The following is a 13,531-nucleotide window of genomic DNA, read 5'->3' as shown; positions in this document are numbered from 1 at the left end:
AATAAACCTAACTATTCATTCCCTCTCTAATATTCTCCATCACTCTACTCACGGCCGGACATACCAAAGTGTTTTTCTGAGTTAAAGGCAAAATCTGATACATTTTCTTGCGGTCTGTATGTGGATAATCGCGGCAAGCTCGAGGTCTATCCTCATAAACAAAACATTTATTGTCATCCATTAAAAATGGACATGGAGAACTTTTTAAGACATAATCATCGTCTTCATCCACACGCAAATACTCATCAATAAACTGAACTGGTTTTACGCGTAATCGCTTCGAAAGTCTTTTAATATCAATATCTCTAAAAATAGGACTTGTGGTACTACAACAATTAGCACATTCTAAACAATCGATATTTTCAAAAACTTTATCGTGTTCATTATGGAAAATCTCGTCTAACTTACGTTCTTGAAAACGTTTCAATTTTTTCACCAATTGCTTATTCTCAGCCTTATTCGCTTTTGCTATTTCTAAATCTTCTTGATACTTCATTGGTGCAAAGATACGTTAAATTCTAGGCACATGATTTTTCATGCATTAAAATACAAGGGAATAAAATTTATGATTTTTCAAAAAGAGTAAGCATACATTTTTAATTATTTCTAATTTCGGAATGTATTTTGAGCAAATAAATTTTTAAAATTAATTTCTACTGTCGATGTATTTTCTAAAAGCCTTTTTACAACTCACTCTATTTATTTTAATTTCTACAACAGTTAATGCTCAAATCATTAGCGACTTAAAGAAAATTGAATTTTTCTACAAAGATGATTTCATCAAAAGATCTGCAGAAGATTATTATCATAAAGCGAATTACAAAACCGGAACTCCCGATCTGTCAGCGGTAATTCTCGGTGACACAACCGGTCTGGTTAAAAATGGAGAATACATCATGTATAGAAGTCCACTTTTACATTTCAAGCAAAAGGAGGCTTTTAAATATGTGAAGAAATCACCTGTATCGGTAAATGAATATCAAGAATTCATGACTTGGGTGCGTGATTCGATGGCAAGACACAGCATATTTTTCAATTTAGAAGAGGACTCAGAAAGTAATAAATACCTTAATTATGAAAAAGAGTTCTATCATGCTGAAAAGGAGAAAATGGTGAAATACAATGGCGCCGATAGACTTCAAAACAAGGACCTTTTCAATTTAAATTGGAATAAGAATTTTTCTTGGGAAGATCCTATGCTCGTTCCTTTATTAAACACTTTCTACCTACGTAGAAATGAAAGATTTTATCGTAAAAGTATCTTAGACCAAAGAAAACTCAACTATAGATTTGATCATCATTATTATGAATTTCCCTATTTTCTAAAGGACAATGATCAATACAAGGCACTCAAAGTAACGGGAGATTACAAAGTGATCAACAAATCTAATATTTCTGAAAAAAGGAGAAGAATAGTTTTTGAATCAAAGAAAGCGGCTATTATCTATTCAAATGCAGTGGGAAAAGAAAAGGTTTTTTACATTCGAGATTTACAAAATGTAGCTCCATATTATATTGATTGGGCAATCAATGCAAACCATCCTTTTGATGAAAAAAGCATCCTATCAAAAGTATATCCAACACATTTCAAAGAACAGCCAATTGTTGGGATATTAGGAACTCAAGCCCAAGCTTTTTGTCATTGGAAAGAACAACAAATCAACAATTACTTATCAAAGTTTAACGTCAACTATACTGCAAAAGTAACGCTACCTAGCAATCAAGACCTTTCTGCAGTAGATCAAATTGATACAAAAATTGAAACTGAAGTGAATTTTAGAGATCAATGGAGAATAACACCTAAAGAATATCAGTCGTTTATCGACTATGTGATTGACTCTACCGCCATTCGAATTGTTTATGAAGAAATGGAGAATGATGAAGCGGCAGCAAAGTTAATTCAAAATAAACAAGAGTATTTTGGAGAAGGAATTTTGGAATGGATAGAATTTGATCCAGCAGATCGATTAACAAATATTTCACTTTTCAATTTGAACTACAACAAAAACATTAATCGTTACATCAAAAAATATTGTAAAAATTGTGATTACAAATCAAAGTCGGACCTCATTAACAAACGTATTTTAAATAACAATCAATTGATTTACGACTGGTATTACATAGATCACCCTTTAAAAGCTATTACAGGAAAAGCCTATGATTGGACACCTTCTATTTCTAAATGGCCATTTAATTATAGCGACACCACAATAACACGATTTGAAGGAAAAGAGAAAACTTTTAAGTTGGGGAAAGACTTATTATTGAGTTATACCAATCCTTTAGGAGTAACTGATGGCTTAAGAGGACACGAAAACTTAAATCGATTTATTGTTCAACAGCAAACGAATATCCTACCTAAAAACTACAAAAAAGGTGGTGAAATTGATGTTTCAAGCCTATCTTACGAACAAGCTATAGCTTTTTACCGTTGGAAGAATAAAATTCAGAATATCACTGAAAAAGATGAGTGGACAAACTTCATTCTACCTTCAAAAGAAGAATACGAAGCCATGAAACTAGGTCAGTTGAGATTCAAAAACAAAATTGAAATGGAACTCCCTACTCCTACTTTCAGATATGTAATTCATTTTTATCCTAAATAAATTATAGAAATATAAATTTTATTGACTTTTTTGAGATTTCCAAATCGGGTTAAGATTTTACGATTAAAAACCGAAGCTTATGGGTATTCTTTAATTATTCCGTTGCGGGCTGAAGGGGCCGCTAAAGGAAATTAAAGTGATGATATTTTATTGTTTTTTAATTTTACTCATAATTCGAGGAATTATTTGGGTGTTGCGTAAAGATGGGAGTTGTGCGTGAATTTTGAGCTGCCCCTTCAGGGCGCGGTTTCACACTTAGCATACTAGGCTGAGGATAGTCCTCAGCCTAGTATAAATTGCCCTTTTAGGACGTGTAAATAATGTAAGATAGCTATTTAATAGCTGAGGGTTTGGTATTATTTTCGGTTTGTTCTTCTTCTTTCATCCTTAATAAACTTCTATATTTTTAGCTTTCTAGGTTGGGATAATAATTATGTAAGAATTAAAATATCTAGGAATAACAACTCATATTGTCGGTTCTCGGAGAAATTAGAATAATCTATAAAAGTCATCACAGAAACAATTAAATAATAGTAATTTGCAAATAAAAATACTTGTATCATGAAAACAATCTTCTTTTCTTTGGTTTTACTTTTTTGTTTTGGGAATGTCAAAGCACAAACTACACTCCATAAAGGAAATTCAAATAATCATTTTGACATTTTATATACTGTAGATGACAATAAAGTCTATCGCGGAAGTAACACTAGTTTCACAGAACTTGAGTTAACTATTTCAAATGACAAAATCTACAGAGGAGATTCTCAAAGTTTTACTGATATCTTATATACAATTAAAGGAAATCAAATTTATAAAGGCAATTCAACGAGCTTTACTGATGTGTTATATACTGTTGATAAGGGAAAAATATTCAAAGGAGACTCACAAAGTTTTACAGATATACTTTTCACTGTTTCAAAAGACAAGGTTTATTACGGTAATTCAACGAGTTTTACTGATTGTTTGATTACAATAGATGGAGAAATTGATCCTTTTTTCATTGCCATAATCATTGGACCGTATTAAATTTACCTTCACGGAAAAACGAAGCACAAAACATATTATCTTTACATAACATATTTGAATTTGTAGAGGAGATAAAAGAGCTCATTTCACAACTTAATGCTTTTTAACAAATCATATTTACTGTACACCCTTGAATAGCGCTAGAAACCGTATTTTTAAAGGGTAACTTTTACACTACCTGTTTGGGAAATAAAGAAACGAAAGAAAACAAAGTAAAACGTCCATTTTGGAAAAAGAGTTTAAGGATTTTGGCATGGTTTGCCGCTATCCTTATTGTTTTGTTTATGGCTATTGTTTTAATCGTTCGGAGTGAATGGGGACAAAACCTCATCGTGGGTGAAGTTACTTCATTTGTTTCCAAAAAAACAGACACCAAATTCTCCATCAATAAACTTTACATTACATTTTCTGGAGATATTTTATTGGATGGACTTTATGTTGAAGATGAAAAGTCAGATACACTTGTTTACTCAAAATCATTACAAGCAGATATTCCTATTTGGCCTATTATTACAGGTAATCCAATTGCCATTGACGGAGTTGAATGGGATGGACTAACAGCAAATGTTTACAGAAAAGACACCATCAATGGATTCAACTATCAATTCTTGATAGACGCTTTTACTTCAGACACAACATCGACTTCTGCTTCAACAGACACCACAAGTAGTGAATCTATGGAAATTCAAGTAGGTGATATTGACTTTTCAAATTTTGAAGTAAAATATAAAGACGAAGTTACCGGAATGGATGCCGAATTAAAGTTAGGAAAACTTCATTTTGAAGGAGACAATATTGATTTGGCTGAAATAAAATTTGAAGTGGAAGAAATTCAAATTGCAAACACAGAAATTCGTTATGTTCAAAACAAAGCATTCCCGCCAAGTGAAGAAGATACCACTTCGTCACAACTCCCCTATTTGAGTTTAGGGAACCTAAGTCTTGAAAATGTTAAGGCAGAATATAATTCTATCCCCGATGGTATTGAGGCTAATATTGATTTATCAAAACTTGAACTTGCTGTACCCATGGTCGATTTAGAAAATCAAGCGATTGAAGTTGAACAGTTCACTTTGAACAATTCTGATTTAGCATTGATGATGTCGTCAGTAAATAAAAAGTCAGTTGATACAACAAAAACTGAGCGCCAAAGTGATACAACAAATCTTGAAAACGCACCATTTGTGTGGCCAGATTGGAATGTTCAAGTTGCTGAAATTTCATTAGAAAACAATCACATTAAATATCAAAATGGAAATCCTGTTGCCACACCAAATCAATTCAATCCAGATGACATAGAACTCAAAGATTTTAATTTTAAATCAAGTGACATTCAACTTTCGAAAGAAAATGCTGCTACTCTAAATCTCAATACATTATCCTTTAAGGAAGTCAGTGGATTTACTTTGAACAACTTTGGATTTGAAGTAAGTTTAGCCGATCAGCAAATTGAAATACAAAATTTTAATGTTGCAACACCCAATAGTAAAATCAATGCTGAGTTAGGAACGCAATTTTCCTCACTTCAAGATTTCATGGATGCTCCAGAACAAGCATACTTAACATTACAACTTTCTGATTTTTCACTCGACTTAAAAGACGCTTATTACTTTTCTCCTGCATTAGAAGATGATGAATATATCAAGAAATTAAGTGCTAAAAAATTTGATGGAGCGATTGATGCCGAAGGGAAATTATCAAAATTAGACCTAAACAACTTTATCGTCAATTGGGGAAATCAAACTTCAATTGAAACGAAAGGTCAATTTTTAAACCTCACGGATCCAGATGCTTTATATGCAGATGTTCAAAATTTCGAATTCAAATCAAACAAAAAAGACATTAATCAAATCATTGCTGAAGAAGAATTAGGAATTCAGCTTCCTCAAAGTATTGTTTTACGTAGTCAGTTGAAAGGTAGCCTAGAAGATATTACCACACAAACAGATCTTATTTTACCTGAAGGAAAAGTGAGCTTAAATGGTGGATTTAAAAACAAAAATGAAATATCTTTTGATGCCACACTTGAAGTAATAGATTTGGCTGTTGGTAATATCCTCAAAAATCCTGAAATAGGAAACATAGCTTTCAATATGGATGTCAAAGGAAAAGGAAGTACCATCAATACTATGAATGCGGAATTAAATTCAACATTTTCAAAATTAGAATTATCGGGATATGATTTTTCTGCTTTAGAATTGGATGGTAATCTCAACAGTGGAAAAGGAACAGTTAACATTAATTATTTAGACGATAATTTAGATTTAGCTATTGACTCAAAAATAGAATTGGATTCTATTTCACCTGAAGTAGCACTTGATTTAAACCTTAATGGAGCCGATTTAATGGCATTAGGTGTGACCAATAAAGATATAAAGGCAAAGTTAATGATGCAGGCCAATTTTAAAGGAAATGCGGAAAGATTCAAGTTTGACACTCAGTTAACCGAAGGAGTCGCAGTCTATGAGAAGGAGAATTTGTACTTAGGTAAAGTTGACATTGCGGCAAACATCAGAAAGGACAGTACTTCATTTGATATCAATAGTAATTTCTTAAATGGAAACTTACGTTCAAACTCAGGTCCAGAGCAAATTGCAACAGCTATTCAAAATCAATTGCAGGCTTACTTTACAGATTCAATAATTGCACAAGATTCTATTCAAGACCCTGTAAAGTTAAAGATGGATATGAATTTTGCCAATACGAAGCTCATTTCTCGCCTTTTCATTCCTGAGATTAAAACAATGGACACTTTAGATTTTAATTTAAAATTCAATGAAGAAGAAAAAGATTTAAAAGCCAATTTAAACTTACCATTCATAAATTATTCTGAAAACACAATTGACAGTCTAGATTTCTCACTTGTTTCAGGAGCAAAAGATGCCAAATTCAAATTTGGGTTTATTGAATTGAGCGCTGGTCCAATTCAAATGAAACGTTCCTATTTCGATGGTGATTTAAAAAACAGCTTATTGAACTTAAACTTTAAATCCTTTGATGGCGAGGAAGAAGTTTATGTTGTAAAAACAGAATTATCGGACTTGAGACAAGATTTAAAAATACATTTCGATTCAGAAAAACTCATTTTCCAAGGTCAAAACTGGTCTATTCCTGAAGACAACCAACTTAAATTTTTAGACCAAGAAATAGTTGCTCAAAACTTTGTATTTAGTCAAGGAAATCAAAAAGTACGTATTGCCAATGATTTAATCCAAACAGAAAAGAACAATATCGGTTTAGGATTTGAAAACTTTAAATTAGAAAACATCATGGCTTTATTGAATGAAGAAGAGTTAATCGCAACAGGTCAGCTACAAGGAAAAATTGTTGTAATCGATCCATTTGACCAACTTGGACTCAATACAGATTTCAAAATTGAGGATTTAGCAGCTTTACAAACTGAATTAGGAAATTTAGAACTCCAAGCAAAGTCGGTTCAAAGCAACACTTACAATATAGATTTAAGCTTAAAAGGAAAAGATGTCAATTTAGAAGTATTGGGTGATTATGCCTTAAACGATTCCCTTAATCCTTTAGATTTTAAAATTAATCTCAATAAAATTGGAATGAAGACCATTGCAGGTCTAGCTGGTGAAAGTTTAGACGATGCTAGCGGTAATATTAATGGAAATATTTCTTTGAAAGGAAGTCCTAGCGAGCCAAAATACAAAGGAGACATTCAGTTTAATGATGCAACATTTAACGTAACGCAATTAGATTCTAAATTTAAATTGAGTAAGGATAAAATTGAATTAGATCAAACAAAAATTGCTTTTAGCCAATTCACAATTGAAGATGAGGAAAACAATAAATTTACACTAGACGGTTCTATTTTAACGGAAGATTTAGCCAATCCTGAATTTGATTTAGGATTAAAAGCGAATAATTTCCAAGCCATTAGTTCAACAAAGAAAGACAATGAAGAGTTTTATGGAGACTTAAACTTTGACATTGATGGAACGATTAAAGGAAATTTAAATAAGCCAATAGTTGATGTGAATTTAGGTATTAATGAAAACACTAACTTCACTTATGTTTTACTTGATGCACAAGCACAACTTGAAAGTAGAGATGGAATTGTTGAATTTGTAAATAAGGAAAATCCAGATAATATTTTAACACGAACAGATGATTCTACTGAAGTTGTTGCATTTGGCGGTATGGATTTAAATGCGAAATTAAAAATCGATAAAGGCGCTACATTTAATGTAATTGTTGATCCTCAAACAGGTGACAATCTAAAGGTTGCAGGAAATGGAGAATTAATTTTCAAAATGGAAGACAACGGTCGAACAACATTAAGTGGACGTTATAACATTAATGATGGGCATTACAATTTGAGTTTATACAACCTTGTAAAACGAGAATTTGAGCTTGAAAGAGGTAGTTATATTGCATGGTCTGGAGGCGGTCCAATGGATGCTGAAATGAATGTTACCGCTAAATATTCAGTTGAAACTTCTGCAACATCATTAATGGCCACGCAAACTGCAGGTTCAAGTGAGGAGGTTAAAAACAAATACCGTCAGCAATTGCCTTTCTTGGTTTATTTAAATGTGAATGGAGAAATAGATCAACCAAGGTTAAATTTCAATTTAGGAATGCCTGAAGATTATCAAGGTGCTATTGATGGAACTGTTTACAGTAGAATTAAACAATTAAATAATGAAGAAGACGCTTTAAATAAGCAAGTTTTCTCGTTATTAGTACTTAAAAAATTCTATCCAAATCCTGGATCAGATGGTTCTTCTGGTGGTACTGCTAGTATTGTACGTAAAAATATTAATCAAGCAATTTCCGATCAATTGAATACATATTCTGATAAATTGATGGGGAACACTGGAGTTGAGCTTAATTTTGGATTAAATAGTTATACCGATTACCAAGGAGAAACAGCTGAACAACGTACCGATTTAAATGTTACTGCTCAAAAGAAATTATTGGATGACAGATTAATTGTAAGTGTCGGAAGTACTGTTAATGTTGAAGGAGAAGCCGGACAAGAGAATTCAGTGGTTGGAAATGCAAGTATTCAATATTTATTAACCGAAGATGGAAGATGGAGGCTAAAAGGATATAGAGATAGTGAATATGAAAATGTAATTGATGGTCAGGTATTTGTTAACGGAATCGCATTGATTTTCCAAAGACAGTTTAATCATTTCAATGAATTGTTTGGTTCAAAACCTAGAAAGGAAGAAGAACCTAAAAATGAAGATAATAATAAAGCTACAAATAGAGAAGAAAAATCGGATTCAAATTAATGCAAACTAATTCTAAAACATATTATATCATTTTCGCTTTAATTGCTCTTCTCTTGAGCGGTTGTAGCGTGAAGAAATTCATTCCTGAAGGAGAGTATCTTTATCGCGGTGGAACTGTGAGTGTGAAAGACACTGTTGAACTTGAGAATACTTCAGGATTGGAAGGAGAACTCCAGAGTTTACTATATCCAGAGCCCAACACACGCGTATTGGGAATGTACCCTAAACTTTATTTTCACTATAAAGCTCAGAAAGAAGACCCTAATTTCATTGTTCGTTTCTTAAATAGAAAGATTGGTGAAGAACCAGCGTATTTTTCGGATGTAAGAATTGAAAACACTACAGAATTAATTGAAAACAGATTAGAAAACAGTGGCTTTTTCTACAGTACTATTTCATCCAACATCAAAAAGGACAGTAATAAAAGAACAGCTATTACAGATTTCTCAGCCACTGTTGGTAGACCATATCGATTGGTAAATTATTCAATTATTGTAGATTCATTAAAGGACTCGAGAAACTATCCAATTTATGAGGAACTTGAAAACGCATTATCAGAAACCATATTAAAAGACAGTAGTCGATACGATTTGAGTGCATTCAAGGCTGAACGAGATCGAATAGATCAATACCTTAAAAACAAGGGATATTACAATTTCAACTCAAACTTCATTCTCTTTCAAGCCGATACCAACTTAAATCAAAACAAAACTTATAATTTATATTTAAAACTAAAAGAGGGTGTTCCTCAAAAGTCTAAAGTTCCATATACAATTAAAAAAGTTGAAGTATACCCAAATGCTGCTGCAGGCACTTCAAAACCTGGAATAGATACAGTAACTATTGAGGAAGTAAAATTTATTCAAGGACATATCTTTTTTAAACCCGAAAAATTGCATTCTTTTATTTTAATCAATCCTGATGAACGCTACGATCCTGTGAAATCAAGATATACAAGTCAGCGAATCTCTTCTATTGGAACATATAAATTTGTAAATATAGATTACAATGAAGTTAAGCCTACAACAAAAGACAGTTTGTGGCATCGGGAATTAAATGCTAAAATATCACTTTCTCCTTTGAACAAACGATCCTTAAGAGCAGAATTACAAGGTGTTACAAAGTCGAACAACTTTACAGGACCCAATTTAGGATTAACGTACATCAACAGAAATGTTTTTAGAGGTGGAGAAAACTTCTCTATAACTGGAAGTTTCGGATATGAAAAGCAGCTGGGAAGAGACACTGACAACTCGAGTAGTTTACAAACGGGGTTAAAAACTTCATTAAGCTTTCCCCGATTAATATTTCCAGGAGATTTAGATAAATACTTCAGATATTCGATTCCAAAAACGAAAGTTAGTTTAGGTTTTGACTATTTCAGCAGAAGTAATTTATATACCTTGAACTCCTACTCTGCCTCATTTGGATATGTATGGAACGCCAACAAATATGTTACTCACCAATTAAACCCATTTCAAATTGATTATGTAAGATTAGGAAATACGAGTGAGCAATTTGAATCTATTTTAGATGACAATCCATTTCTTAGAAGAAGTTTCGAACAACAATTTATTGCTGGACTCACCTATTCTTTTACTTATAATGAATTAAACGTTTCACAGAAAAAAGGGAAAATCAATTTTAAAATGAATTTTGATCTCGCGGGAAATACCGTAAATCTAATTGGTAAAATGCAGGATGATGGAATTAAAACATTTATGGGATTGAAATACGCACAATATGTTAAAGGTGATGTTGATTTTAGTTACCACTACGATATAGACAGAAAAGGAAATACAATTATTGGTCGTGTTTTTGGAGGAATTGGAGTTCCTTATGGAAACTCAACAGCCTTACCATTTGTAAAGCAATATTTTTCTGGAGGTTCTTACAGCGTTCGTGCTTTTCAAATTAGATCTCTTGGTCCCGGATCATATCAGCCAGAAAACGATGAAAATGGATATTTTGATCAGGCGGGAGACATTCGTTTGGAGGCCAATTTAGAATACCGTTTCCCATTAATTTCAGTCTTAAAAGGAGCTGTATTTGTTGATGCAGGAAATGTTTGGCTAAAAAATGAAAACGAAGCTCTGCCAGGAGGAAAATTCACTTCAGATTTTATGAATAAAATAGGAATTGGACCAGGAGTTGGACTAAGAGTAGATGTTCAAGGATTCGTAATTCGTTTTGATTTTGCTGCACCAATAAAGAGACCTTACGCAGATTGGGAATTCGAATACGATGCTCCTGTTTTTAATTTTGCGATTGGTTATCCTTTTTAGATTGAAGCTTTATTTCCGAGATTTCATATTATATTTGGGCTACACTATTACCGCAGAAAATGAAACGTAGGGAAATTAGACGAGAAGCATATAAATTTATTAATTCTGGAGAATCCAAGCAAACTACTTTTGAGTTGATGAAGCAAATGAGCAATCTTGATGATGAAACCATTGCTGATACCATTAAGAACATTCCAACACTTGAGCAACGAAAAGAACTAAAAACTCAAATGACTTTCTATCTAATTTTAACTTTTCTGTTCATACTTTCCACAATATTCTTGTCAATTCAATCACTTATTCAAAATGGAATACTAAGTTTCATCTCATTTTTATTGATACCTATTATAGTTTCTGTCCTCTCCTACGGAGCAATTAAGTTTTATCCAAGAGCCATTGACGCGATCAATTTTTGTGGAATCATTTTCATAATGATTGTAATTCCGAGAGATTCTTTTGACTTCATCCAAATTCATCCATTATTATTGCTTTTACCATTTATAGCCTACCTTATTTTTGGCTCCTTTCTCAGTAATAAACTGACTCAAGATTATGTCAAAAAATCGAAAGTCTATTACAATAAACAAGGACAAAAAAGATTGAAATATGAAATTGAATTTGTTCCAAGAAAAAAGAAAATGTTCAATTTTTAGTTCATCATCATGACATTGAAAAACACCATCTCCTATTTAGAGTTGAAACTTTCGAAAGTGACAGGCACTCGAATTGACATAAATATTGCTGAGCAAGAAGGGAAAGAGTATTGGGCACATCAAGCCTTGTATAATCAGAAGAAAGCCATTTTCAGAAAGGCTAAGTCTACACCAACCAAGAAAGGTCAATTTGTAACAGTTTGGAAACGCAATACTGAAGGAATCACTGCACCTTATCATGACAAAGACGACATTGCGTATTTTATTATTCTCTCCATAACGGAGAATGCTCAAGGTGTTTTCACCTTTCCAAAAGAGGCGCTGCTAAAAAATAAAATCATGGCTTCTAAGCTCCATGATGGAAAAAGAGGATTTCGTGTTTATCCGCCATGGGAAAAGGATTTATCTAGTAAACAAGCCATTAAAACTCAAGAATGGCAAGTTCAATATTTTAGTCAATTCGATGAATTGATTAAGTAAATGCGCTTGAAGTCGAAAAGGAATTTTATAAGATTCTATTGATGTGGGATTCATCCCGCATTCAATAGATATTTGAGTATCATCCAAAGTGGTTTCAACCACTTACTTCAAAAACTTATATCCATCAACTTCTAATTTATTCCTCTGATTCTTCAGTGTGGTAATATTGAGACTTATAAGTATCGTAATCCACTTGTTTAATTTCGATTTTTTGAGCTTGATTTGCGGGTCGAATTGGACGACCTTTATAAATCATAATGGCACGTGTAATTTCCGCTCCCAATAAAATTACAACGGTTGAATAATAAACCCAAATTAACAAAACAACAATTGATCCAGCGGCTTGATATGTTTCTGAAAAGGAACTATTTGAAAGATAAACTTGAATTGCATACTTACCTAGTACAAATAGACCAGCAGTAATTAAAGCAGCCATTCCTACATCTTTCCAACGTAATTTCACATCAGGTAAGAACTTAAAGATCATGGCTATTATCAGAAAAATAATGGCAAATGAAAGACCTGTTGAAACAATATCTAGAAGAAAACTTGTTTCCGCTCCGATTAATTTTTGAATTTGATTGAAGAAAATCTCCAAAATAGTATCACTAATTAAAGAAACAATAAAAATGAAACCCATTCCTACGATCATCCCCAGAGATAAAACACGATTAATTAAAAACTTAACAATCCCTCTTTTGGGTTTCGCGACAACATCCCAAATTCTATTGAGTCCTTCCTGTAAACTCATAAAAACAGTTGTTGCTGAAAAAACAAGTGTTCCCACACCAATAATGGTTTGAAGTGTTCCATCTCCTCCAACCTCAACTTGAACAATAATGTCAGAAATGGATTGTGCAATATCTGTTCCGATAAATTCTCCTAATTGTGATGTTAATTGACCAGATGCAGCATCTTTTCCAAGAAAAAAACCTGCAACAACTATAATCGTAACCAACAAACCTGGTAACGAGAAAATGGTATAAAATCCAATGGCTGCAGCGAAGGTCATTACTCCGTGAGTTCCGAAACCATCTATCATCGTTTTTACTACTTCAATGAAAGGTTTTAGAAAGTCTTTTATTTTGTTTATCATTTGGCGTATTATTGATTAGAAAATTTATTCCTTTTAAAGATAAAAGATTTCACCAGTCAAATTTTATAGCTTTTTATAAAAACCATAAAATTTCCTAAACTATCTTTATCAATGGTCATCA

The 13,531-nt window shown here is 32.6% G+C and carries 8 protein-coding genes; 6 read left to right on the top strand and 2 right to left on the bottom strand.

All coding sequences use genetic code 11. The features are described from left to right. Positions 1-7: 7 nt before the first annotated feature. Entirely contained in the window at positions 8-496 is a 489-nt protein-coding gene (locus tag DXU93_RS10175) for a YkgJ family cysteine cluster protein (RefSeq protein WP_116881184.1), read from the bottom strand. Positions 497-662: 166 nt separating this feature from the next. Here DXU93_RS10175 and DXU93_RS10170 point away from each other — a divergent pair, with 166 nt between their 5' ends. The 6 genes from DXU93_RS10170 to DXU93_RS10145 all read left to right on the top strand — a co-directional run bounded on the left by DXU93_RS10170 (position 663) and on the right by DXU93_RS10145 (position 12,314). Continuing rightward, positions 663-2,606, top strand: coding sequence for a hypothetical protein (locus DXU93_RS10170; RefSeq protein ID WP_116881183.1), 1,944 nt, complete (start codon positions 663-665; stop codon positions 2,604-2,606). A gap of 561 nt (positions 2,607-3,167) precedes the next feature. Next, a complete protein-coding gene (locus DXU93_RS10165; protein WP_116881182.1) occupies positions 3,168-3,632 on the top strand; it encodes a hypothetical protein in 465 nt (154 codons plus the stop codon). A gap of 182 nt (positions 3,633-3,814) precedes the next feature. Next, complete coding sequence (locus tag DXU93_RS10160; protein WP_116881181.1) at positions 3,815-8,896, top strand: translocation/assembly module TamB domain-containing protein; 5,082 nt, start codon at positions 3,815-3,817, stop codon at positions 8,894-8,896. Beyond that, positions 8,896-11,181, top strand: coding sequence for a translocation and assembly module lipoprotein TamL (gene tamL / locus DXU93_RS10155; RefSeq protein WP_116881180.1), 2,286 nt, complete (start codon positions 8,896-8,898; stop codon positions 11,179-11,181). Before DXU93_RS10160 ends, tamL begins: the two co-directional genes overlap by 1 nt. 59 nt (positions 11,182-11,240) lie before the next feature. After that, positions 11,241-11,834, top strand: a complete 594-nt coding sequence (locus tag DXU93_RS10150) for a hypothetical protein (RefSeq protein WP_116881179.1) — start codon at positions 11,241-11,243, stop codon at positions 11,832-11,834. Between the two features lie 9 nt (positions 11,835-11,843). Beyond that, positions 11,844-12,314, top strand: coding sequence for a MepB family protein (locus tag DXU93_RS10145; RefSeq protein ID WP_116881178.1), 471 nt, complete (start codon positions 11,844-11,846; stop codon positions 12,312-12,314). Between the two features lie 136 nt (positions 12,315-12,450). Here DXU93_RS10145 and DXU93_RS10140 read toward each other — a convergent pair whose 3' ends face one another. Further along, positions 12,451-13,410 (bottom strand): YihY/virulence factor BrkB family protein, encoded by a 960-nt coding sequence (locus DXU93_RS10140; protein WP_116881177.1) that lies wholly within the window; start codon positions 13,408-13,410, stop codon positions 12,451-12,453. Positions 13,411-13,531 lie beyond the last annotated feature (121 nt).

Source organism: Brumimicrobium aurantiacum (assembly GCF_003402975.1).
Classification (GTDB): Bacteria; Bacteroidota; Bacteroidia; order Flavobacteriales_D; family Crocinitomicaceae; genus Brumimicrobium; species Brumimicrobium aurantiacum.
Note: the sequence above shows the minus strand (reverse complement) of the source record. Positions and strands in the feature narration are given on the sequence as shown.